Origin of the sequence: Fischerella major NIES-592, from assembly GCF_001904645.1 — a bacterium.
In the GTDB taxonomy this organism is placed as follows: Bacteria; Cyanobacteriota; Cyanobacteriia; order Cyanobacteriales; family Nostocaceae; genus Fischerella; species Fischerella thermalis.
Genome location: NZ_MRCA01000013.1, coordinates 58,996 through 84,307, shown reverse-complemented (window position 1 = coordinate 84,307; position 25,312 = coordinate 58,996). Strand labels below are relative to the sequence as shown.

19 protein-coding genes are annotated in these 25,312 nt (G+C 40.8%); 4 read left to right on the top strand and 15 right to left on the bottom strand.

Features of this window, described 5'->3' with window-relative positions:
- The first annotated feature begins 481 nt into the window (after window positions 1-481).
- Complete coding sequence (locus NIES592_RS19345; RefSeq protein ID WP_073556618.1) at window positions 482-1,462, top strand: sucrase ferredoxin; 981 nt, start codon at window positions 482-484, stop codon at window positions 1,460-1,462.
- A gap of 846 nt (window positions 1,463-2,308) precedes the next feature.
- Here NIES592_RS19345 and hisD read toward each other — a convergent pair.
- The 5 genes from hisD to NIES592_RS19330 form a co-directional block, all read right to left on the bottom strand.
- On the bottom strand, window positions 2,309-3,589 hold the full coding sequence (gene hisD / locus NIES592_RS19340) for a histidinol dehydrogenase (RefSeq protein WP_073556617.1): 1,281 nt from the start codon (window positions 3,587-3,589) through the stop codon (window positions 2,309-2,311).
- A gap of 150 nt (window positions 3,590-3,739) precedes the next feature.
- Window positions 3,740-3,925, bottom strand: a complete 186-nt coding sequence (locus NIES592_RS25610) for a hypothetical protein (RefSeq protein ID WP_102207098.1) — start codon at window positions 3,923-3,925, stop codon at window positions 3,740-3,742.
- A gap of 238 nt (window positions 3,926-4,163) precedes the next feature.
- Window positions 4,164-4,331, bottom strand: coding sequence for a hypothetical protein (locus NIES592_RS25380; protein WP_178379588.1), 168 nt, complete (start codon window positions 4,329-4,331; stop codon window positions 4,164-4,166).
- On the bottom strand, window positions 4,321-4,563 hold the full coding sequence (locus NIES592_RS19335; RefSeq protein WP_073556616.1) for a type II toxin-antitoxin system RelN family antitoxin: 243 nt from the start codon (window positions 4,561-4,563) through the stop codon (window positions 4,321-4,323). The genes NIES592_RS25380 and NIES592_RS19335 overlap by 11 nt, the downstream gene beginning before the upstream one ends.
- A 129-nt stretch (window positions 4,564-4,692) precedes the next feature.
- Complete coding sequence (locus NIES592_RS19330) at window positions 4,693-5,121, bottom strand: VOC family protein (RefSeq protein WP_073556615.1); 429 nt, start codon at window positions 5,119-5,121, stop codon at window positions 4,693-4,695.
- Window positions 5,122-5,226: 105 nt separating this feature from the next.
- Between NIES592_RS19330 and NIES592_RS19325 the strand changes: the two genes are divergently transcribed.
- Window positions 5,227-5,703, top strand: a complete 477-nt coding sequence (locus NIES592_RS19325) for an MEKHLA domain-containing protein (RefSeq protein WP_073556614.1) — start codon at window positions 5,227-5,229, stop codon at window positions 5,701-5,703.
- A 133-nt stretch (window positions 5,704-5,836) separates the two neighbouring features.
- On the opposite strand, the gene NIES592_RS19320 is transcribed toward NIES592_RS19325, so the two are convergent.
- The 4 genes from NIES592_RS19320 to NIES592_RS19305 form a co-directional block, all read right to left on the bottom strand.
- Entirely contained in the window at window positions 5,837-8,008 is a 2,172-nt protein-coding gene (locus NIES592_RS19320) for a GumC family protein (protein WP_073556613.1), read from the bottom strand.
- Window positions 8,009-8,182: 174 nt separating this feature from the next.
- On the bottom strand, window positions 8,183-9,499 hold the full coding sequence (locus tag NIES592_RS19315) for a polysaccharide biosynthesis/export family protein (RefSeq protein ID WP_073556612.1): 1,317 nt from the start codon (window positions 9,497-9,499) through the stop codon (window positions 8,183-8,185).
- A gap of 164 nt (window positions 9,500-9,663) precedes the next feature.
- Entirely contained in the window at window positions 9,664-10,362 is a 699-nt protein-coding gene (locus NIES592_RS19310) for a cyanoexosortase B system-associated protein (RefSeq protein ID WP_062247980.1), read from the bottom strand.
- 431 nt (window positions 10,363-10,793) lie between these two features.
- Window positions 10,794-11,132, bottom strand: a complete 339-nt coding sequence (locus NIES592_RS19305) for a carbon dioxide-concentrating mechanism protein CcmK (RefSeq protein WP_062247981.1) — start codon at window positions 11,130-11,132, stop codon at window positions 10,794-10,796.
- A 413-nt stretch (window positions 11,133-11,545) separates the two neighbouring features.
- Here NIES592_RS19305 and hetI point away from each other — a divergent pair, with 413 nt between their 5' ends.
- Both hetI and NIES592_RS19295 read left to right on the top strand, forming a co-directional pair.
- Window positions 11,546-12,268, top strand: coding sequence for a 4'-phosphopantetheinyl transferase HetI (gene hetI / locus NIES592_RS19300; protein ID WP_073556611.1), 723 nt, complete (start codon window positions 11,546-11,548; stop codon window positions 12,266-12,268).
- Window positions 12,269-12,417: 149 nt separating this feature from the next.
- Complete coding sequence (locus NIES592_RS19295; RefSeq protein ID WP_073556610.1) at window positions 12,418-13,047, top strand: HPF/RaiA family ribosome-associated protein; 630 nt, start codon at window positions 12,418-12,420, stop codon at window positions 13,045-13,047.
- A 275-nt stretch (window positions 13,048-13,322) separates the two neighbouring features.
- On the opposite strand, the gene NIES592_RS19290 is transcribed toward NIES592_RS19295, so the two are convergent.
- The 6 genes from NIES592_RS19290 to NIES592_RS19265 form a co-directional block, all read right to left on the bottom strand.
- Window positions 13,323-14,327 carry an NAD-dependent epimerase/dehydratase family protein gene (locus NIES592_RS19290; protein WP_073556609.1) on the bottom strand — a complete coding sequence of 335 codons (1,005 nt, stop codon included), beginning with the start codon at window positions 14,325-14,327 and terminating at the stop codon, window positions 13,323-13,325.
- Between the two features lie 464 nt (window positions 14,328-14,791).
- Window positions 14,792-16,291 carry a thioester reductase domain-containing protein gene (locus NIES592_RS19285; RefSeq protein ID WP_073556646.1) on the bottom strand — a complete coding sequence of 500 codons (1,500 nt, stop codon included), beginning with the start codon at window positions 16,289-16,291 and terminating at the stop codon, window positions 14,792-14,794.
- A 5-nt stretch (window positions 16,292-16,296) separates the two neighbouring features.
- The gene (locus NIES592_RS19280; protein WP_073556608.1) at window positions 16,297-17,958 is read right to left on the bottom strand and encodes a PfaD family polyunsaturated fatty acid/polyketide biosynthesis protein; all 1,662 of its coding nucleotides are present in this window, start codon (window positions 17,956-17,958) and stop codon (window positions 16,297-16,299) included.
- Between the two features lie 199 nt (window positions 17,959-18,157).
- Window positions 18,158-22,750 carry a PfaB family protein gene (locus tag NIES592_RS19275; protein ID WP_073556607.1) on the bottom strand — a complete coding sequence of 1,531 codons (4,593 nt, stop codon included), beginning with the start codon at window positions 22,748-22,750 and terminating at the stop codon, window positions 18,158-18,160.
- A 114-nt stretch (window positions 22,751-22,864) separates the two neighbouring features.
- Window positions 22,865-24,610, bottom strand: coding sequence for an SDR family NAD(P)-dependent oxidoreductase (locus tag NIES592_RS19270; RefSeq protein ID WP_073556606.1), 1,746 nt, complete (start codon window positions 24,608-24,610; stop codon window positions 22,865-22,867).
- A 166-nt stretch (window positions 24,611-24,776) separates the two neighbouring features.
- Window positions 24,777-25,265, bottom strand: a complete 489-nt coding sequence (locus tag NIES592_RS19265; RefSeq protein WP_062247995.1) for a hypothetical protein — start codon at window positions 25,263-25,265, stop codon at window positions 24,777-24,779.
- Between the last annotated feature and the right edge of the window lie 47 nt (window positions 25,266-25,312).

Below are 25,312 nucleotides of genomic sequence, written 5' to 3'. Positions count from 1 at the left end.
TCCCAGGTAAATCAGTAATTGTATTTACCAAGCAAGTGAATCAATGTACTCATAATTTTTTGAACATTGATGAGATCAAAGGTACAAACATCAAGAAAAGCTTGATGACAGTACCCATTACATAAAGCCAACAAATATAAATTTGGCTACTTTTATTGCCAAAACAAGTTTAATAAAGTCTGCTTTTCAACACTGAGCAATTTTACAATCTCTGTTTGCAACAAAGGAGGATTTTTTTCAAACAATTTATGAAAAAAATATTTACAGCACAGACCTTAGCGATAATTAATGTTATAAAGTGGCTACCATGATTCTGCTGGAAGATAGCAATTATTCCTGCTTTCTCTTGTTTGCTAATTAGGACATAATTTTTTGGTTAATTAAATTAGCAAGCAGTTTTTTTCAGAGAGATTGTAACTAAAAATACCATCTCTTTTGGTAATATGATTTGTTCCCTAATTACACCCATCATTACGCTTCAATGAACACTTTCTTTTGTTCCGATAACTCCCGTACCGCAGGAGAAGATATTATTGGTAGTGTTGGCAATCACCAAACTTATGTATTAATTGAGTGTCCAACTCCTTGGGCAGCAGAAGCCTTTCATTCTCGCTGGGTTCCAGAAAATTTACGAACTTTGGTAGAAGAAGTCCAACGTGCAAAATTACCAATTAAATTTTTATTAATTGCTAATAATTTATCACATAAATCAGATAGTACAACCCTCTTGATTTATCAACAACAAGAAGGGCTGACTTATGGTTTCTCTAAGCGAGAGTACAAATTAGAAAATATCCAGCAAGCAGCAGCAGCAATTAAGAAATATTTATGGAGTAGAAACTCTGGAGGTTATGAATTAGATACAAATTCAACACGAGATATTCTCATATGTACCCACGGTAGTCACGATAAATGCTGCTCTCGATACGGTAATCCTTTTCACTTTCATGCTACAAATATTGTTGCTGATTTGAAGTTAGATAATGTACGGATTTGGAAATCTAGCCATTTTGGTGGACATCGGTTTGCACCAACTTGCATAGACTTTCCAGACGGGAGATATTACGGTAATCTCAATCAAGATTTATTTAAGTCGATTGTGACTCGTACTGGCGATATTCAATCTTTGGAAAAAGCTTATCGTGGTTGGGGAATCTTGCCAAGTTCGATTCAAGTTATGGAAAGAGAATTGATGTTGCGTTATGGATGGGATTGGTTTAACTATAAAGTAGCAGGCAGAATGATCGAACAAAGTGCGGATAAAAAAATAATTCGGGCTGAGTTAATTTTTGAAAAACCTGATGGCTCACAATATAATTATCAGGCTAGGTTGGTAAAAGACGAAACAAAAACAGTGGAACTGAAAAGTTCTTGCAATGCTAAACAAGAATCAGTATTTGTCAAGTATGCTGTTGCTAGCCTCTGGTTGACTTCTACAAAATTTGTCACAGTAACAGCGTAAGATGTTGCACACTAAAAGATGATTTTTGCTGGTAAATATCAAGTTGAAAGTATCTAAAGTACAGCTTTGCGTGAAATTGTAGAGTTTGAATGATGTGTAATGATGTGTAGGTACTTAAACTCCCACAGGCGTCAGCCTAGCTCCTCCTTACGGAGGCTCGCGCCCACAATGAGGGGATGAAAGAACAAGCAAAAAACGAACACCGTGCAAGGCGATGTACAGCGATGGATTATGAGTTTGCTGTTTAGTTAATCCCTGATCGCTATTTTCAAGCTAGGCTAAGGTTTGGCACTAAAGCGCAATTAGAAGCTAGGGTAAAACATTTGTGATGCGGCTAATGTTCGCTTCTACAAGTTTGTCGCGCAAGTGCTTTACCCATAGGAAAATCATAGTTAATTGAATAGTTGTTTGACCGAAAGTGGTCAAATAACTATTTTTCAGCAATAATCACGTTTGTATCTTCATTTGCTGAAGACTTCTCTTGTGTTAGCTGCTTCTTCACGGTTACTAAATAAACTGCTAACAAAATTGTAAATAGAATACCTTCCATAGCCACCTCCTAAGGGTGATGCAATCTAATTACTGATCAGCGATCGCTTGATTCATACTTAATACATCACCACGTTTACACCTAATTCCCAAGTGGAGTACAAATAACTTAACTTTTTTGGCTGTTTGAGGGGGAGGTGGGGAGGTGGGGAGGTGGGGAGGTGGGGAGTGTGAGGAGTGTGTAGACGCGTAGCGGCTTCCCATAAGGGTGGAGTGTGAGGAGTGGAGAAATAACCACTAACAACTATTGTACAGACGCGATGTTCCTCGCGTCTCTACCCACTAACCACTAACCCTTCAACCTAACCTTACCGCCACACTACCTGCATGAGCTGGTAAACCTTCGGCTTGGGCGAGGCTAATTGCTGCTTTGCCTATGGTTTGTAATGCTTGTTCATCGCATTGTAAAGAAGTAATCCGCTTCATAAAATCATATACACTCAAGCCAGAAGCAAAGCGGGCTGAACGTGCTGTAGGTAAAACGTGATTGGGACCACCGACATAATCACCAATCGCTTCTGGAGTATGGCGTCCTAAAAACATGCTACCAGCACAGCGAATCTGGTTGGCAAGCTGTTGTGGTTCGTCTACGCATAATTCCACATGTTCTGGTGCTAATCGATTCAGTAGAGAAATACTTTCGGCTAAATCACTGACAACAATTACCGCACCATGATTTTCCCAACTTTTACTAGCTACAGCTTGAGTAGATAGGGTTTTAAGAATTTGTTCAACCGCCGTGATCACAGCTTGGGCAAAAGTTTCTGAGTCAGTAATTAATATAGATTGAGCGCTGGGGTCGTGTTCTGCTTGTGATAGCAAATCCCAAGCAATCCATTCTGGATGATTCTGATCATCTGCTACTACCAAAATTTCAGATGGGCCAGCAATACTGTCAATACCAACTCTACCGAATACCTGACGTTTTGCTTCCGCAACATAGGCATTGCCAGGCCCAACAATTTTATCAACAGGAACAAGGCTTTCTGTACCATAGGCAAGAGCTGCTATTGCCTGCGCTCCACCAATACTATATATTTCTGTAACACCTGCTACTTGAGCTGCTGCCAATACTGCCGGATTGATTTCACCATTGGGCATTGGCACTGTCATCACAATCCGCTCTACGCCAGCGATTTTAGCAGGCAGTGCATTCATCAGCAGGGAACTGGGATAACTTGCTCTTCCACCTGGTACATAAATCCCAACTGTTGTTAAAGCTACCCAATTTAAGCCAAGTTTTACCCCAACTTCATCAGTGTAGGCTATATTTTGGGGTAGCTGTTTTTGATGAAAAGCAGTAATTCTCTCAGCAGCAACTTCCAACGCCGCCCTGACTTCCTGGGGACATTGGGCAGCTTGCTGAGTAACAAAAGTATCACTCAGACGAAAAGATTCAGGGCTGTAGCGGTCAAAACGGGTGGTATATTCTTTGACTGCGGCATCACCACGCGCTCTGACATCAGCGATAATTTCTTTAACAGTGCCACTAACATCAACCGTTGCTTCCCTGCGTTCGTTGACAAATGCTTGGAATTGGTTAGAAAAATTTTGGTCGGTTGTTTTCAGTAGCTGCATGGGAGTCAGATGGTTTGACGGTCATTTTTTAGTTTAATAGAAATGCGATCGCCCAGACAGCAACTACTCTTGCAACCAATAATAAAAAACCATCTGTGTGCATCTGTGTGCATCTGTGTTCGATAATCACAACACCCGAAATTTTCCATTCTACTTGCCAGCATAGACTGCGATCGCATGAGGTATGGGACGATTCGTAGAAATCAAAGCCTGGCCATCAACAATTATTCCAGTACTACCACCACCATCCAGCATCGCTTCTACACTAGCACCAAAGTCTTTCAACACCCTAGATCCATCGATTTGTCGAGCGTAATTACTCGAATATAACAACACTAGTATCTTTCACAATCGGCTGAAAGCCAGAAGGAATCGATAACGCTGGGGTTACATGGCTGGGAGAGGTGAGAATTAATGTGGTAATGGCTAATAGTAATGTTTGCGACTTCACTGAGGTAGTTAATTATATTTGGGGTTGCGATCGCCTGAACTTTAGGCGTTTGTGTATTGTGTCATTGTATACGCTTAAGATTGCATTAAATACCTTGGTTTTTTACCGAAAAGCTGGTAAGTGCTACGGTATATTTAATACAAAAAAACCAACAAAATCTCCTGCTTGCAGTTGTGCAATTATCGGCTGAATATCAGACCGAATGTGACGATACTTTTTGGATAGGGTACGTAGACAACGCTGAAATTCATCTGTAAAATTAACTTGAACTAAGGATGGTTCACTCTGCATCAATTCCATCCCAGAGTTCTGAAACAGGTCTGGTTTTTCCAGCTTTTGCTTCTTGCAATGAAGTGCGAAGACTGTTTAATACAGACTCTTTTGATTCATCATCTTCATCCATATCATCTTCCACAAACAGCATAATCACCTTAACGCGACTATGCTTTTGTACCGTTAGCGGTTCATCTAAGCAGAGTGTACCGTTTTCGTCAACGTTTCCCATTACTTCTTGCGCCCTCATTTTTCCTCCCGATACCTGTGGGCTGATCCTATAATATTTTGCATCAATCCCAACAAAGCCAGTGGTCTATCCCAAATGTTTAAGTTTATTTTTAAACGCAAAGGAACGCAGTTAGCGTAACTCCTCACCTCAGCGATCGCCAATTTGTTGATACTCCGCATTTCCAAAAATCGCTTCATAATCACGGTAATACTTAAATTCCATTAAGTTATAAAACGGGTCTTCTAAAAAAAAAGTGGAATGTTCCAGGGGAGTACCAACAAAACGATGCTTAGCTTCTTCTCTGAACCGTAGCTGATACTGTTGCGCTCTCAAGAGTAAATATTGCCAATCGTCTTGCGAGGTAAAAATTAATCCGAAATGTCTCGGATAAATACCACGTTGGGGTGTTAGGGGTTCCTTAGTAACATGAGCCACCAATTGATGACCGTAAAGATTGAGAATGAGAGCATGACGATTTTCCCGACCAGGGATACAGCCTAAACCATTAACGTAGTATGCTTTTGCTTGGGCAATATCAGAAACAGGAAAAGCAAGATGAAATATAGTTGGATTCATATTTAAGGGATAAGAGTGAGGAACTAGAAGCTAGGGTTAAGTAGCCGTATTACTATCTATATATAAGTTGCGAAATAATCAGGCAATTGTGCAACTGTAATATCTATGACCAATAACATCCAACTTCCTTGGCAGCAAGAAACTGTGATTCGCCACAGCTTACGTCTATTACGTAGTTTTGAGTATTGGACAGGACGTTCTTTACTATATGTGAATGGTTCTGCACAAGAAATAGCCCAAGCAATGTTTGCAGCGCCTTTTGCTTTAGTTTCTCACGGTACTGAACCAGACCCTATTTTTAACTATGGTAATCGCAAAGCCTTGGAACTATGGGAACTTTCGTGGCAGGATTTTACTAAAATGCCTTCACGGAAAACCGCTGAAGAGGTTGTACAACAGGAGCGTAGTCGATTGTTAGCGGAAACAGCTAGCAAGGGTTTTAGCAATTTTTCTGGTGTGCGGATTAGCAGTACTGGTAAACGTTTTTATATTAAAGATGGTATTCTTTGGAATTTATTGGATGAGAATGATCGGTATTGCGGTCAAGCTGCTGTTTACTCTAATTATGAATTTATGCTGTGACAAAATTTGTGTTTTAGAAATCGAACACAGATGAACACAGATGAGCATGGTTGTAAAATTGCATTATATTTATAGCAAAACTCTGCCCTCCTTTGCGCCCTCCTTTGCGATCCTCTGCGTTTAAGGTCGCCAGTCAATTTTGTACAGTTCCAGCAGATACTTCTGCTTTTTCTCCTGATTTTTCCCCTGATGCAGAGACTAATTCTACAAGCTGAGGAACAGAGATATCAGCACCATTGATAATCGCTCCTACTAACCCTAATTCTGATTCAACCAATTCATCTACAACTTCACCAAGCATGTTTTCTTGTGTATAGTGTGGTCGGGTGACTAGGATAATGCCATCGCTATAAGGCTGGATTAATAAGGCATCGTTGCATAAACTGATAGGGTTAGTATCGATAATCACTAAATCATAGCGTTCGCGGGCATCTTCAATTAAGCGGCGCAATTCACTAGATTCAAGGATGGCAGCAGGCTGACTTACTGGGCCAACACTAGGAACTATGTATAAATTTTCTATATCCGGAACTAAGCGGATACACTCACTCAAACTACCGTAATAACGCAGAGGTTCTATATTAGCATTGGAGTCAATCGTCACTTTTAGCGATGGACTGCGAGAAGGCGATCGCAAATCTGTTTCAATAATTAAGGTACGTTTGCCAGCCTGAGCGGAAGCTATGCCCAGGTTATAAGCACTCACAGTTTTACCTTCGCGGCTACTGACACTAGTAATTAATATTACCTTTAAATTTTTGCCACCCAGGCGACGTAGATTACTCCGAAACTTTTCGTAGTACTCCAAATACGGGGAATATACAGAAAGTATTGTTGGGACTTCGTCGGCGGACAAGTCCTCTACGGGCATTAAAGGCAATTCTCCCAATAAGGCTACTTCTCGCTGTTTTAGACTGTTGCGGATATCTTCTTTGGTTTTGAAAGTACCTTCTAGGGAGCCTAATAAAAATATCACCCCACCACCTACTATTAATCCTAAGAATCCACCAACTGCGAGGGTAGTTGGCACACTCTTAGGAGGTTTTATATCGGCAGTAACTACAGGTACTTTTGCTACACTGAGGCTACTGACGGTTTCTGCTTCTGCTGCTTGAGCGTCAATCAGCTTTGCCTGCATTTTGTCGTAGATGGCTTTTTTGAGTGTTACCTCTTGTTCTAAACGCGATCGCTCCAGCTGCTTGTTAGGTATCAAAGCGTACATTTGTCGTAATCGTTCTTCGTCTTGCCTCAAGGAAATTAGCTGCTGTTGCAATGTCTCATACTGAGTTTGTAAAGCTACTAACTGGTTGGCAAGTTGTTGACGAGCGGGGTCTAAGTTACTTTGGGAACGAATATCTATAATTGAACCAGCTAGAGGAGCAGCCGCACCCCCACCACCGACTACTTCAACGCCTCTTTGTTGCAATAATTGCTCATAAGCATCTTTTTGACGCTGCAATTGTACCATTTGGGGTAATTCCGGACGTGCGCCTTGTTTGGCAAGGACTCCCATTTGGCTTTCGACTTGATAGATTTGCGATCGCAAGTTAGCAATAATCGGATCAGCACTTAAAGCTGAGGAAACATAAGCTTCGTTACTATTCAACCCCAACTTTTTCTGTAAACTGCGAATTTGGGCATTTACTCCAGAAAGCGTCAATTGAATTTGTCGTTGTTGACTTTGACTACTGGTAATTGCAGTCAGCAAACTGCCATTTTCCGCAGCTAGCAATGCTGGGCCTTCAATGCGATCGTATTGTTCTAATTTCTTCTCTGCTAATTGTAAATCTTGTTTTATCTCGGGAGAGCGTTCGTTGATTTTCTTGATAATTGCATTTAATCGTCTGGTATTGATTTCACCACTCAACTTAATCATGGCTTCCATCAATAACTGCACTGTTTCCTTAGCTCGCTTTTCATTGGAATCTTTATATTTAATTTCAATAAGTGTGGATGCTGGTTCTTCTCCTGGCTTGCTTTTTGCAGGTACACTCAGAGCCACATTTTGACCAATTTGTTTGGGTTTAACGTTGACTTTTGTTGCCACAGCCTCAACAATTTGGTCTGATAGCAAGGTTTCTTGAGTTAATTCTTGACCTTGTTGTTGAATTTCACCCCCAGTCACAGAGAATAAAACCGGAGGACTAGAGTAGGTGAGTGCGGCTTCTGCAATGTAACTGGCAGGTGGTTCTGGTTGCATAGCCACCACCGTTGAACCGACTACAACCAAAGTGAAACTGGCTAAGCCCATCCACTTATACTTTTCAAAAGCTATTAGGTAGCGTTTAACAATCGGTGGCGTCATGACTATGTTGGTTGGTTGTTGGTTGTTAGTTGTTGGTGGTTAGTAGTTAGTAGTTAGTAGTTAGTAGTTAGTGGTTAGTGGTTAGTGGTTATTCCTCTACCCCTCATACTCCTCATACTCCCCCATTGCCCCTAATCTCCACCAGGGGCTGGTGAGTTCCCCATCTCCCCACCTCTACTTCCCTCCACTGCTACTACCAAAAGTCTCAAAGAAGTTGAGAAAATTCTGAATACTGAAGAAGGGCTGAGTAAGAGTATTTATGAGGTTAGTAATTTTACCAATCAGGTTTCGACCAATAACGATAACATCATTATCTTGAAGTGGCACGTTTTGAGTTGCATCTCCAGCTAAGGCCTTTTTACCGTTTAATCTCTGAGTGATCGCTTTACCTTGTTCTGGGTCAAAGCGAACCAAGGCAATGTCCCGGATATTGGTAAAATTAGGGTTGACTCCTGACAAAACATCAACAAAATTACTACCATTCGGCAATGTTTGCGTTACTAGTCCGCCGGTAGCATAATTTAACACCCGCACTCGTATCTGGGGTTGAGCTAAAGAAGAACGAGCAATAAGATTGCGATCATAATTGTCATCATTAGCAAAGTCGCGACGCATGACAACGATCACATCTCCATCTTGCAAGCGGATGTTAGGTGCGGCTTCACCATTGAGTAAAGGACTATACAAGTCTATATTTTGGGTAATTATTGAACCATCAATTAACTTGCGCCGCAATTGTACTTGTCGCAGGTCTGCCATCATTGTCGAACCCCCTGCTAGTAGGAGAGCATCAGCAACACGAGGCGTTGGCGAACTTATAGGATAAATTCCTGGTCTGGATACTTCACCACTAATAGTGATTTGTACTGTCCGAGGTGATGCTAATGATACAGCAACAACTTGACCCGGTGTAATGCGATCGAGTAATAAGCGGATTTTTTCTTGAGCTTCTTCTAAACTCAAGCCTTTTAAAGATACTGTGCCAACTTGAGGTAAAACAACATTACCTTCTGGATTGATTGCGAGTGAAAGATTTAACTCCGGTCGCTGCGACACCAGCGATAAAGTCACTATAGGATCGATAACATAAGTGTTGAATAACGAGCGAATCTTATTTTGTGCCTCTGCTAAAGTTAGATTTTGTAGTGATACAGTTCCTAAAAGAGGAACAGTAATCTTTCCTTCGGGATTGACAGAAGCTTGAAAACCTAAATCTGGAAAACGCTCGATCGCAACGCTAATTACATCTCCTGGCCCTAAACGGTAGGGGCCAGGAGGACGTTGAACTTGAAGAGTGATGATATCTCCTGGTCCTAAAATATAGCGATTCAGTTGGGGTGATATTTCATTGCTACCAACACCCAATTGAGTAAATTCAATATCTGCTGTGGAAGCAGGAAGTGGCGCTTGAGCAACAACAGGTATTACAGGTGTTGCAAAAAAAATACTGACTTCAAAACTAAATAAGTACAATGTGCTGAATGCACGCATATAAACAGTAGAAATTATCAACAATTAAATTGAAGCTGTGTAGCCATTGTCTGGCTGCAAAGCTGCAAGCGGCTATTTTAACTTAAGACATACGTAATTGTATGTGTAATGTATTTTATTTAACAAGGATTCTTGCCATAGTATTAATTTACATTAAGCCTCATTCATAAAACACTTGTCATTAAAGTAGCCTGTACTGTTTCGCCGATAGACTTGACCTCAGACCAAAATGTATCAATTTTTCCCAAAGGTTCCATCGGTAAAAGGATACTAACAGCAACCCAAGCAGCACGTTGCTTTTGTAATTGGGCTAGCTGATCTGCTAACAACCACTGTAAAGTTGAGGGATTGCCACCATCGCGCCAAGCGTACCATTGCAGAACAGCAAAAGTTTGTTCTGTTGTCGCAGCGCGAAAAAACACAGCTTTTACCTTTGCTGGCGGTTGCTTGACAGTAAATTCCACTAAGCGGCTTTGAGCAATATTCCACTGTCCCCAGCGTGACCGACCCCAACTATTGATCTCTGTCCATTCTACTTGTGGCTGCTTTCTTGGACCATTCTGCGGTAATAACAGTAACATTGCCTCAGTATTGGTTTGTAGCTTTTTAATTAGTTGCAAAGACCACTTTTGTTCGCCAATCGGTTGTTCTGTTTGTTCAATTGTTTGCCAACCAGGAATAGTCAATCCTGTCTGACGTATTTGTTTTAACTTTTTTAAGTTAGTGACAGGTGCAGGTTGCTGCCATTGCCAGTTTCCTTTGAGGTATCCAGGTACTGCCCCTACGAACAATATGAGTAGCAGTAACAACAGCACTACTAGCTGAGCAAAGTAACGCTCCTTAAGAAGCTTGGAATCAATCATCAGTGAAAATAGCAGATTTTAAAACAAATTTTACACTTGTATTTGTCTAAGTGAGTTCAGTAATATTATTGATAGTTTTCTTTACCGAGTAAATAGGTTTATAGTGAGGATTTGAGTCCTTAAATTTTCAAGCACGCTTGCTGCTCATACCATTTCACGTTAATCACAATACACATAATTTTTGTAAAGACGCGATATATCGCGTCTCTACAGGGCTGTATTTGTATCAAGCTTTTTGTGAAATGGTATTAGTAAAAACTGACGATTTATCGTAAAGTCTGATGAATGTTGATTGAACGAACACAGATGCACACAGATGTACACAGATGGATTATGGGTTTACTGTTAAGTTGATTTCCAATCCCCAATCCCTATTTTCCAGACAGAGTGAATATCACCAATCTTTGGGTTTTACCCTCTCTTCTGTTTCCTTACGCCGATAGGGGTGGAGGAAACGAAATATCCGCACTGAGATGCTCAACATTGGTGCTGCGATGAATTGGTAAAGCATATTCTAAATTTTCATGGGGACGGGGGATAAGGTGATAAGAGAGTACTTGGCCGCCATTAACTCGCGATACCGCCTCTAATCCTGCTGCTACAGCGACATTCACCTCTTCCACATTACCCCGGATCAGCACGGTAATGCGTCCCAAATCAGTATTTTCATACCCGACAAGAGTGACGCGGGCTGCTTTACACATGGCGTCTCCCGCTTCTAGTGCTGCGGGAACGCCATAAACTTCAATCATGCCAAGTGCAAATGTCATTCCAAGTACTGATTGTTAAAAAGAACTCAGTTGTTAGAACTCAGAATACATCCCTATAACTAGCAACTTACGTTATATAGTTTATAGCAAGCTATGCATTTACTCCCAACTCAAAACTTGTTCCTTCAGCGAGGTGGCGGCGATGATTGAAGAGGTGCTGCGCCATTGTACAAAGATGAAAGTAGAAAAGTACAAAGTGAAGTAGCTTTTGCTTTGCACGTCAACCAATGACAGCAAAAACGAGTGGATTAAACAGATTGAGCCAATCGCATTAGAATGGTATCGGCAACAAAGCGACCAAACCGTAATTTCATCCACTATTGGGAAAATGATGGTGATCGATAAATTTACAGAACCTATGCTCAACCTCTGGTTTCTCAATCCAAAATCCAAAATCCTTTTAGGGTATTAAGATGGGGTCTGAGACTAATCATTTGTGGTTAACCGCACCAACCAATTTAAATTTGTTGCCTGATGAAATGCATATCTGGCGAATTGAACTGGCGCGACCAGAATCAGAATTGCAAGCTCTCCAAACAATCCTCTCCAGTGATGAAATTGCTCGGGCTCAGAGGTTTTATTTTGAGCAACATCGACAGCGTTTTATTGCAGGTCGGGGTATCCTCCGCACCATCTTGGGTCGCTACTTGGGTGTGGAACCGCAAGCGGTACAATTTACGTATGAAACCAGGGGAAAGCCAATATTAGCTGATACATACAGTTATAGTAGTCTGTCGTTTAACTTGTCCCATTCTCAGGATTTGGCTTTATGTGCTGTCAGTAGTAACCGTCAGGTTGGTATAGATATAGAACACATACGCTCAGTGAGTGATGTCGAAGCCCTTGCCGAAAGGTTCTTTGCACCCAGAGAATATGCAGTGGTGCGATCGCTTCCCCCAGAACAACAAAAGCAGGTTTTTTTCCGCTACTGGACTTGTAAAGAAGCTTATTTAAAAGCAATAGGAGTAGGACTAGTTCAATTAGAAAAAGTAGAGATTTCTTTAACTCCAGAACAGCCAGCAAAACTCATCACTGACGAAAAGTGGAGTTTAATTGAACTATTACCTGCTGATAATTATGTTGGTGCAGTTGCTGTAGCAGGTCAAAACTTACATTTAAAGTGCTGGCAGTATTAAAATTTGTTAGTGGGAAGCAGATTCCTAAATTTAACATCACCTTCCATTAGCCAGAGGTAAGGCAGTTTTAAGCTTTTTAGGATCGGTGAAGACACTCATGCATTTAACTACTAATCGCTTTCTGAAACAGTACATTCATAAACACAGATATGAAGGTTCCACCAGAAATTACTTATCGCAACGTAGATAAAACAAATGCTCTTGATGCTCTAGTTAAAGAAAAAATAGCCAAACTGGAACAAGTTTGTGATTACATCAGTAGCTGTCACATCGTAATTGAAAAAATTCACGATCGCCCCCGTTCTGGCTCGCCGTACCGAGTGCGAATTGATATGACAGTACCCCCCGGTCATGAACTTGTGGCGGAAAGCAATCCACCAGATGTTAACCAGTATCCACCTTTAGAAGCGGTAATTCGAGATGCTTTTCATGCAGCTACTCGCCAGCTGCGAGAACTCGCTAGACAACAGCGTGAAAGTGATAAATCCAGAACTAACGATAGCGCTCAACAAACAACGGCGCTTGTTATCAAGTTATTTCCAGAACAGGGTTACGGCTTTCTCAAAACCTTAGATGGTGAGGAAGTCTACTTCCACCGTAACAGCGTACTTCATGATGACTTTGACCGTTTAGAAATTGGTACGGGTGTGCATTGCTTTGTGGAACTCGGTGAAGAAGGACTCCAAGCCAGCACAGTGAAGATTGTTGACAAGCCTGGCGTTGGTGCTGGGAAGGCAGAACAAACGATTGTTCAACCGCCATTGGGGTGGCAAGAGTGATACCGTTGATAAATCAGTGAACAGTGAGCAGTGAACAGTTATCAGTTATTAATCACTGTTCACTGTGAAAGTGGGTTTGAAAAAATTTTTTGTTCAAATAATCCGAAAAACTGAAATTTTAATTTGTAGATAAGAGTAACCAAACATGAAAAGCCATTATGAACAGTATTACTCCTATATGATTTGTGAGAATTCTAAGATCCAGATCCCCGGCTTCTGGTGAAAAGTTGGGGACCTTGTCTCTCACGAATGATTTAAGAATGCTATATTTCCTTTTAGTTATTTGAGGGCTGGGTATCCGTGTCTTCTAGCCATTCCCGTATAGATTCCATACCTTCTTCCAGAGTTATTTTCGGTTCATATCCTAGCTGGGTTTGTGCTTTTTTGATGGAATAAGCATGAGGACTGGTGGAAAAATCTACAGCTGCTGGGAAAATAACAGGTTGTTTACCCAGAATTCTCATTCTTAACGACTCTAAGCGAATCAAAGACTTGACAATTGGTGCTGGTAGAGATAAAGGCGCGGATACGTTTCCAGCTTCAGCTAAACGTGTGTAGTATTCTTTCCAAGAGGTTTCCTGTCCATCAGAGATATTGAAAGCTTCACCGTACGCCTCTTTTTCTACAGCGAGGAAGATTCCGTCGATTAAATTATCTATATATAAATGGTTCATAACTCCCCCTCCAGCATCAGGTATGACAAATCTTTTTTGGCGCATCAGTGAAAGGGGACGGACAACCCAAGGGTTGCTTCTTGGCCCATAAACAGCTGTCGGTCTGATAATGATCACCCCAAAATCTGGTGGTGCATTCAGCTTCAATATTTCTGCTTCACTTTCTATTTTCGTCAAAGAATAAGGATTATTTTCGCTGCGGAGTGGCCCATCTTCTGTAATTTGATTGGCATAGGTGAAGCCATATACAATGACGCTTGAAAGATGGACAAAAGTCTTGACACCAGCGTTTATGGCTGCTCTGGCTATATTGAGAGTACCACCAACATTGACATTACGAAACTCCTCGAGCGATCCTCCTTCTTTGACAAGGGCGGCTGTATGCAGAACAATGTCTACTCCCTGACAAGCTTCCTGTGCGATAACTGGATCACAGATGCTACCAACAATCACTGTTGCGCCTAGACTCTCGGCTATTTTGGCGTTATTGGGGTCATTTTCTATTCCTCTAACATGCATTCCTCGTGCGATCGCTAGTTCTGTAGTTCGCAAGCCAATAAATCCACCTATTCCTGTGATCAGGACGGTTTTATTTGTGAGATTCATAAATTTAGATATCCTTTGTGAAGAAAAGAGAGTATTTGTTCTTAATCTCATGAACAAATATTCTAGATGTCACTTTCTAGGTATTTTTTGGAGGGAATGAGAAACGCAAATTTTAAGTAGAAGTGAAATTTTTTGTCCTCCTAATCATGATAAAGATACTTCAAATTAATGCAATCTGTCAGGTGGCGTATCTCTTGAATAGGTTTTTAAAAATATGTTTAAGAGAACATTTTATTGAATTTGAAAAGTATTTGAATCAACAATTTATTATTAATTAGCTAAACATAAAAACCCGTTGAAGTTGGTTGAAAAAAATTAAATTATATCTGATGTAATTTAAAACTATGACCAAAATTATTGTTTTGAAATCGTAGACGCGGAGCGGCTTCCCGCAGGGTACACAGATGCACACAGATAAACACCGATGGACACAGATAGATTATCTGTATGCATTTGTAAATTTGTTACGCTACATTCAGGAAGCCATTCTGAAGTAAGTAGGTAGAATAGGTCATAAACAATTGTGTATCCATTGGTGGGCAAACAATACCACTACCAGCCAGTGCATTTAGGGTTGCTTCACAATTAATGATTGGTCTTCTACTTTGTAGATACAAATCGGGAATTGTGATTTGTTCTTCTGACCAACGTTCTAACAAGAAAGGCCGTAGGGTATATAAAGGATTTTCTGCTGAAGAGATATCATTAATTAACTTAGTTTGCCATTGTTGATAAGGAATTGCTTCAATAGCAAAACCAAGGGAATGCATCCAATCAAGTAAATTAGATAAAGGAACAGGTGCGGGATGCTGGAGGTGAAAAGCTTTGCCCAGAGATTTTTTTTGTTTGGATAAATAAACAATGGCTTTACTGACATAATCAACAGGTGATGCATCTAACATATAATCTACATCTGGGAAGTATCCCATCTGAATACAACCTTTAATGACTAAGTTGATAAAGTCATCTGTATTGCAAGCACCTGTTTTGCTATCTCCTGCGATTAAAGGCGGTCTGTGGATAGTTACGGGAAGTCCTCTGTCACGCGCAATTGTGACTAATTTTTCTGCTACCCATTTTGTTTGCGAGTAACCCAGAAAAATGCCTTGCCAATGCTCAAAGCTATCATCTTCTTTGACAACTTTACCAGCATAAAAAGGCGATTCAAATACTGCGACGCTGGAAACATAATGTACTGGCTTGACTTTAAAAAGACACGCCAAACGCAATACTTCTTGTGTGCCAAAAACATTCGGTGTTTTGAGTGCAGAATAAGGATATACATAATTGAGTGTTGCTGCACTGTGATAAATACTATCAAGATTAGCAGCTAGCATTTCAAAGGCTTCTTTGCTAATTCCTAATAGTGGCTGAGATAAATCACCAATAACTGGGATAATTCTGGGACAAAAAACTTCATTCCAAAGTCCATAACTTTGTAAATTTTTCTTGAGTTTTTGCTTGCCTTCTTCTGGATGAGTAGCACGTACTAAACAATAAATATCAGCATTGGTTTGCTGTAGAAGTTCATGGATTAAAAAAGCTCCTAAAAAGCCTGTCCCACCTGTGATAAATACATTCTTTGGTTCACCTGTAAACACAAAAGAACTAGATACAGGACGAATATTGTGGTCAAGAACTGCTTCAGCACTTAAATCTAAGGTGGGAGTAACATTTTTAACTGCTACAGTGTCTTCTAAATCTGATGCTAATTCTTGTGATTCTTCAGCTAAACGCTGTGATAAAGATGCAATAGTTGGGTAATGCCATAATAGTGTCGGAGCTACTTTAAATCCGAGCATTTTTTCTGCCTTAGTGACAAGTAGCATCGCCTGAGTAGAATCTAAACCATAGGTATCTAATGGCTGTTCTACATCAATTTGTTCTGTTTTGATAACTTCAGCAAGATTAGATAGTAACCAAGCTTGAATTTCTGCTACTGTTAAAGATTTTTTTGCTGTCATCATATTTAGGCTTCCAATGTAGAATTAACAGGAATGTATTGACTGTAATAACTTGGAATATGTAGCCCTTGAATTTTTAAAGTTTGAATGCGGTATAAGTAGGCAGTTCCCATCATGATATGGTTTGCAACATCCACGACACGGCGATGATTCGGATCTGCTAAATAGGAACCACGCACCCAGTCATTAAAACTACCTATTGCTGGACCACACCAAATTTGGTAATCAACTTCTCGACCTTTTTCTCCAGAATGAGACCAACGAGAAGATAACCCTAAATACCAACGAAAAATTAACGCCATTTTCAATTTGGGATTATTCACCGCTTTCCCCAATTTTTCTGGATTTTTTTGGGATAAATATGTGACTGTCTCTTCCCAAACTTGAGCAAGTGATTTGCGAAAAACTTGTTTTTCCAGCTTCTCTCTTTCCTGGCTAGGAATCTCATCAATTGAATTATAATTTCTGTAAATTTCATATAACTTTTGGGCGCGGAGAGGAAACATCGTACCGCGTTTGAGAACTTGCAGTTTTACTCCCATTTCAAACATATCTGCGGCTGGGGCCATCATCACATCAGCCATATCTGCTTGTGCTAACAATTGCTTGGTATGCTGACAACTTCCTGCTTCAATACATGATTGATTAATTGAACCAGTTACCACATATGCAGCACCCATCATAAAAGCAGCTAGTGCTGATTGTGGTGTTGCTATTCCACCTGCTACTCCAACTCGAATCGGTTTTTCATAACTATACTGTGCTTGAATTTCATCCCGTAAAGCAACAATTGAAGGTAACAAACAAACCAAAGGACGATTATCAGTGTGACCACCAGAATCTGCTTCTGCTGTGATATCATCAGCAAGGGGAACTTTAGTTGCTAAATTAGCTTGTAATTCACTAATTAACCCTTGCGCGACCAATTCTTGCAACATTTTTTGTGGTGCTGGTTGCATGAATTTTCTAGCAACTTCACGGCGAGAAACTTTAGCAATGATTTTGTTTTTTATTTCAATTTCATTTGCTGAATTTAAACCCAACCCTGCTGCACGATAATAAACAATATTGGGAGTCAGGTCTAAAAATGCCGAAGCTTCTATAGTTCTTACCCCATATTTGAGGTATAAATCTACTGCGCCGCGTTCAAGCGCAGGTTCATTAGGACTGTGAATTAAATTGAAAGCATAAGGCCCATTAGGCAAGGCGTATTGGATACGGTTAATGGCTATTTCCAAGCGATTTAGCGGTAAACCACCTGCACCAAAGGAACCCAAAATTCCCTCTTTTCCTAAAGCAATGATCATTTCTTCTGAAGCGATACCACCAGCCATTGCGCCGGTAGTATAAGCATATTTAGTACCATGAAAAGCGAGAAAATTGGGATCTCCCAATTGTTGCAGTCTTATAGGTGGAATCACCATCAACAATTCAATTTGTCCTGTTTTTCCATTATCAAGAGGAGACAAATAACCGTCATTGGTGACGCCAATTTTACCGTCAACCCTAACGATATAACAAGGTTGATCTAGTGTCAGGAGTTTTTCTTTAATTCTGCTGGCTTCAAAGGCTACGCAATCTAAGGAACCTTTCCATACTTGATTAAAGTTGCAAGGAGAACTATAAAATTCAAGACCGTTCTCTAGTACCACATCTACTGTTTTCACCGTAGTGATTCCTCAAATTAAAATATCTAATGAAAAGAGGGGAATAGGAATGAACCGCGAAGACGCGAAGGACACGAAGGAAGGGGGTTAAAGAGTATGAATATTTATTCTCAAATTATTAACTTCGCGCTCTTTGCATCTTCGCGGTTCATTAAATTAAGTATTAACTGGGTGGTAATAAAGTATCTGCTGCCAACTTTTACTCACTCAGTAAATTTTCAGCGCAAGCGAGTTGTAGTTGAATTAGTTGGCTGATTTGTTTGCTGAATTCTTGACGAGATTGTAAGAAGGCGTCATGGGTTTTATGAACTCGGAAGTTATTGGCGTTCAGTTGTTGGTAATGAGACTGGCTGAGGATGGTGATGGGTTGGGTTGACTCAACAAATTGTACTTCTGCTTTTGGCTCTAAGCTGTTATCCATGATATTTTGTATTGGCATTTCTTCTGGTTGAGTCGCAGGAGGATTGATGGGTTGGGATTTTTTTGTAGTCGTGGAGATGTTGCGGAAGAGTTGTTTGTTTTGTTGGGTTAAAATTTTATCGGTAATGCTTTGTCCACCCAGGGTGACTTTTTTGAGGGTGAGTTTGGATTTTTTATTAGTTTCTGTTACTTGGGTATAGAGTGGTGAGAGGTCTATTGATACTTGATGGCTGACGAGTTTTGCTAGGGCTTTGATGAGACCAGAATGGTCGTCTAAGGCTCTGCGATTTAGGGGTACGGTGATGTGGTCTTTGTGAGCAAGAATTTTATCTATCCAGCGTGAACAGATGTTACCTGCACCTGTTTCGATAAAGATTCTGGCCCCATCGTTGTAGACTCGGTTGACTAGGCGGGGAAAATCTAGCTGTTGGGATAAACCTGTGGCGATACTGTTGGCGATCGCCCCACTGTCTATTCTCATGGGGCCGTACTCAGCAGCGGAGTAGAGAGTGACGTTTGGTAGGTTTTTCTGGATGGGTAGGGTGTTGACTCTGGCAATCTCATTATATTCGGAACGCATCGCCTCGCAGTGAATGACGTGATCGAAGGGGGCGCGGAAGGCGTTGCAGCCTAGAATTTGAATGATTCTTTCACAAGCTGCTGGTTGACCGGCAATGACGATTTCTTCTGGTGTGTTGATTTGGGTGAGGAAGACGCGCTTCTCGTGTTTGAGGTATTCTCTAACTTGGGATGGGGTTGTCATGAGGACGTAGTTCGCCCAGAGGTTATTATCGTGGGTAGGTGGTAGTTGCCAATACTCGCGAACGGCGTTTTTGGCACCAGATAATCTGTTGGCAAATAGGGGGGAGGCGTGGAGGGCGCGGATTCCTTGGGTAAAGTTATCCCAGATACCTACCGCAGACATCATACTGGTTTCACCCAAGCTATAACCAAAGACGAATTCGGGTTTGACTTGGAATTGATCACGGATGATTTGGGTGATGAATCTGGTAAACAGCATGTCTACGTCGAAGATTGCTAGAGGATCATCGAGAAATTGCTGTTCGAGGGTTTCGAGTTGACGGGATGAAAGTTTGTTTAAGCTTCTGGGGAAGACGATGCGGGAGATATCAGCGACGAGGTTTTGTAGTTCTTTGATGGCGATGTCGTCGAGGATGTTGGGGAATAGACGGAAGAGGTTACGGGCAATACCTAGATAGGAGTTGACTGCTGCGGGATAGACGTAAGCAACTCCGCCACGTTTACCGAGTGGTTTGGCTGTGAAGTAACTGCCTAGTGGTGTTTGCCAGTCTTCTTGTTTGGCAAAGGCGTTGTCTATACCTTTTCTGGCGGCTGCGATTTCTCTAGTAAGTTCGTTTTGGTTGTGTGCCAGAATTACTAAGATGTAGTTGGCAGTGGCATCCAGTTTATAGTTAGTAAAGGCTAGGTTAGCAGTGTTGGCAAGGGAAGTAGCGTTATTTATGGTGTTTTCGAGGGTATCAAGTTGGGTGAGTAAATCAGTGCGATCGCGTCCGGTGATCGGGAATAAATAGAATGGAGTTTGCTGTAAAAATCTGCTGCTGCGTTCTTGTTGTTCTGGTTCTTCTGATAAGATGACGTGGGCGTAAGTACCATCTATTCCTATGCTATTGATAGCAGCAATTCTTTTTGTAGTTTCTTGATCGAGAAACCAAGGTCTTGATTCTGTGGCGACGTAGAAGGGTGATGGGGTGATGAGTTCTCTGCTTTGCCAAAGTTCTTTACCTTTGACTCCAGTCCAATTGGGTGTAGCTGGAATATATCTGTAATAAAGACACAGGGCTGTTTTGATTAAACTAGCAATTCCCGATGCGGTGTATGTATGACCGATATTGGCTTTGATGCTGCCAATTGCACAGTTTAAATCATTGGCATTTCCTGAATAAGCCTGAAGCAAACCTGTGATTTCGGCTGCATCTTCTTGTTTGTTACCACTGCCGTAAACTTCTAAATAATTGACCTCTGATGGTTTAATACCTGCCATTAACAAAGCTTGCTGGCTAACTTGGTGAACGGCTTTGGCATTACTTTTACCCAAACTATCTTGCACAAAACTGATGGCATCAACGGCTGCGTAAATGCGATCGCTTGCTTTTTTAGCAGTTTCATGCAACTTTAATACTACTGCACCTGCGCCTTCTCCAACCATCCAGCCGTTGACTTTTTGATCGTAGCTGAGGGTATTTGCACCGGAATTAATTGCTGCTCTTTGATTTCGCAACAAGACATTTTCCATCCCGCCAGCTAAATCAACTGCACCCACAAGTACAGCTTCTGCTTCTCCGGTTGTCAGTAAATGTTGGGCGACTTCTAAAACTTTGAAAGTGGAATTTTCGCCGGCAGTGATCGTAAAAACAGGTGCAGTGAAATCCCACAGTGAAGAAATGCGACTCGCCATAATATTGGCGATGTAACTTACATATTCGCTGCTTTCAACGGGATGGTGAATACCATCTTTAACGATGGTTTCTAATTGGTCAACTTTATCAGTTGGTAGAGAAATTTCTCCAGCAATTAAGCCTTCTTTTATCTGCCAAGCTAAATTCCATCTTTGCTGTAAATGATGTGCAGAAAATTCCGTTTCCGTGGCAATTATTACTGCTACATTTGCACCTTCTTTAATGCCTGCATCTTTTAAAGCACGTTCCGCAACTTTCAACAATAATAATTGTTGTTGATTGAGTTTTTCGAGTTCATTGGGCGGAATTTTGCTAGAAACTGTATCAATTTCAAAATCTGTAATGTATGCGCCTAATGGCGGTTTCCCGTCAGCTAAACCATATTTTTTCAATAACTCTGTTTGCTTTTCTAGCCCGTACCATCTTTGAGGAGGTAAGGGAATAAAATGTTGTTTACCTTCGTAAATACTGCGTTCAAAAGCATCTAAACCATCGCAGCCACCAAAAAAGGCATCCATCCCGACAATGGCAAGCTTGGCTGGGTGTAAGGCTTCTTCTGGTGTGACTGGTTCTGTTGTATTTCCTTGTTCTAAAATCATGTGGGCATTAGTTCCGCCCAAACCAAACGCACTGATAGCAGCGCGTTTTACTGGTTGATTTCCCGGCCAATTGGTGGTGCTGGTGACAATTTGTTGCGGTGAGACAACACTGTTGGCGGCACCCATCGGTTCTGTAATATTGATTGTGGCTGGAATCACACCATTAGACATGCTCATCAGCACTTTAATTAAGCTAACGCTGCCGGCAGCTGTAAGCAAGTGACCAACGTTAGATTTCACAGAACCGAGTAAAGGTGTGGCTTGGTATTTACCGAAGAAAGTTTCTATGGATTGGAACTCGGTGGTATCGCCTAACAATGTCCCCGTAGCATGGCACTCCATGTAATCAATGTTGTTAGGACTGATTTGTGCTTCTTGGTAGGCGCGTTCAAAAGCGAGGGTTTGTCCTTTGGAATTGGGACTGAGTAGGTGTTTACCCCGACCATCATTGGAAAGACCGTTACCTGTGATGGTCGCATAAATGCGATCGCCATCTTTAACAGCATCACTATATCGCTTCAGTACCACCATCCCTGCACCTTCTGCAGTCAGCATCCCCCGCGATAATTTATCTAAAGGACGGCTAATATCATTATTTTCCGGATATCCTTGAATACCGGAAAACAACATTCTAATAAATAGCGGATCTGCACAGCTGATACCACCTGCTAACATCAAATCAGCTTTGTGTGTCCACAAATAATGGGATGCCAGCTTGATAGCATACTGTGGTGATGAACAGGCAGCATCGATACAAAAATGTATATTTGATAGTGAGAAAGCTTGAGCGATGATTGCAGCTGGTAGGCCTGATATCATCGCATTATAAAATGAAGCTTGCTCAGAAGAATATAAACTAGCTAAATCAAATTCTTGCTGTTGTATGAGTTCTCTGATTGCTGGTGTGAGAACTTGCTGATAAATGGGTGCAAATAGTTGATTAGATGCTTTGGTGGGGAGGGAGAGTGTCCCTAATATGACTCCACATTGAGAGAGAACAGATTCTTGATTTAAGTAACCACTATGTTGCAAAGCTTGTTTGGCAACATGCAGTGACCATTTAAAAGTATTATCTAGTTTTTCTAGTAATTCTGCTGGTAGTTTGTAGCCAGTAGAATCAAATTGAAAATCACGGATGAATCCACCTTTGAGGGAGTAGATTTTATCTGGTTTGCCTTTGGTGGGTTCGTAAAATATTTGTGGATCTACCCCTAGTTCTTCAGAAGTTATGGATGATGTGGAATCTTTTTTTTGGATAAGGTTTTGCCAGAATTCTTCAGGATTTTTGGCGTCGGGAAATAGGCATGAGAATCCGATAATGGCGATTTTTTCCACGGGGTAACTCCTAAGTCTTGATAATTTAAACGCGGAGGAATGCAGAGGTTAACGCAGAGGGTACGCAGAGTTTTTATGAGTGAATATCCAATTTGTGTTGGGATTTGTTTAGTTTTAGATTTGGGACTTAGGTTGCATTAATTTGGCTGGGAAGATGATACCTTTACCTCCGAGAAGTTGTGAGTAGATTTTTCCTTGTTTGTCGTGTACGAAGAAATCGGCAATGACGCTTGTTTGGGTTTTACTTTTAACTTCACAGGAGACGTAGAAGGGTTGGTTATAGGGGATTTTAGCAAATTGTTCATATTTTTCTTGTTGTCCTGGTAGGCAGATTTCTTGATGGTAATGATGTAGCCAAATCCATAAGGGATGGGTACTTAAATCGGTTGTGAATCCATTGATCCAATAGGCTGGAAATTGGCCTTGTTTGGTTTTGTCGATTTCTTGCCAAAAACATTCAACGGTGATTTTCTCAGGAGTAATATTTATGACTCTTTCAAGTTGTTGAAAAGACAGGCCATGAAATAATGCTGATTCTCCTGTTTGATAAAAGTCTTTACCTGTGGTGGTGATGATGTTATCTTCTATAAGGTTCAGTTTTTCATAGATGGGGGCGGGAGGAATATCACGCAGGAGTTTAACTTGGGTGCTGAAGTGATATATGGTTTTACCTTCTGGTGTTTTACTCCAGATTTTGCATAGGAAATTTATTTCGTGATGATCGAGATTTTTGGATGTTTCTTGTAAGTCGAGTATGTATTCATCGGCGAGGGTTTCGTTAAAGGTAATTCCTTTGAAGATGCGGAAGTCTGTGCTACTGAATGCTTTATATCCTGGATATAATTTTTCGCAAACATCAGACATCCATGACACTGCACAGGTAGCAGGTAAAACCGGATTACCAGCAATGACATGATCGTGTAGGAAGGGATTTGCTGCAAGTGTAAGTTTGCGACGGATGCGATAGGTACGAAGTTCAGAATCTAAAGGTGCGGCAGGTGTGGGCATGGGGCTGCCGATGACCACTTGTGTGGTATTGTGATGAACAGGATGCAGTTCTCTAACTAACATTTGTGTTCCTGCTTCTATTGGGATAATATCAATACCCCGGCGGGCGAATTCTTTTTTCAATTCTGGTGTCACCATCCCACTATCCCAACCTCCCCAATTGATGGCGACGACGTGACATTGGGGATATTTTTGCTTGAATAAGTGGGCTGATTTGTTGAGAATTTCGTTAGCGATCGCGTAATCAGATTGTCCGATGTTACCGTAAAAACCAGTTACGGAAGAGAACAAAACTAAATGTTCTATCTGACTAGGTTTGACACAAGCTAAAATATTTTCTAGCCCTTGAACTTTGGCTGTGTAAACTTTTTCAAAATCCTGTTCTGTTTTCTTTTCAATCAATTTATCAGCCAAATTACCAGCACCATGAATGATGCCTGTAATTTCACCCATACGTTCAACAGTAGCAGTAATTTTTTGATTCAAAGCTGAAGTATCAGTAACATCTACGCTAATATATTCAGCCTCTCCACCTGCTTGTTGAATTGCTGCTAATGTTTCTTTAATTTCTCGACTTGATGCTAGTTGATTATATAATTTTTGTACACTCATGGGTGTGGGTTTCTCTCCAGTGGAAAGAAGATATTGCATGATGCGTTTTTTTAATGTTGCTTCATCAAAACAATTGTGAGCAAAATCAGGTTCTGTTTCTAAAAGTTCCGAGCGTCCTAGCAAAATAAACTTACAAGGATGCTGTTGTGCTAATTTAATGACACACTTAGCTGTAATTCCCTTAGCACCACCACTAACAAGAAAAACAGATGCAGGGCGAATCTGAGTTGTTGTAATCATAAATTATCCTCTCGCAAAAAAATATGAATTATGAGTTATGAATTATTACAATTAATCCTAGAAATTACTTTTGAAATACTCTTCAATCACAAAACTATTAATACTAATCAAACATCTGTGTTCATCTGTGTGCATCGGTGTTCGCATAACATCAAAAACTTAAATACTAATAGATATAACTAACCGTATTACGTCTATTGCCAGGAATTTTTTGAGGTGAAGGTTTAAAAGCGATCGCCATCATTAAAAACATCACCATCATGATCGCTATGATTATTGGTAAAGGAACAAAACTATTCTCTAGAGATGTGGAACTCAAACTTGAGCTTACAGTCTCACTTGATTTGAGATTAGAAGATGAACTCAAATTAGAATTAATATCAACCAGTCTAATATCACCAAGGTCTTTCTGTTTTGGTGACAATTTTATCAAAGAGTTATAACTTTTATAACCATTGGCTTGAATAGATAATTGAGCCTGCAATGAATTACTGTTATTAAAGTTAATAGTTAATCGATATATTCCTTCTAAATCTGTATAGGTAATCACGGTATTACCTTCATAGGTTAATAAAACTTTTGCCCTACTAATTGGGGCTTGTTTTTTTTGGTCAAGAACACGGCCAAGATAGGTAATTGTTTGATGCTTGGACATATCTTTAGTGGGAGTGGGGCAGTGGGGGAGTGTGAGGAGTGGGGGGA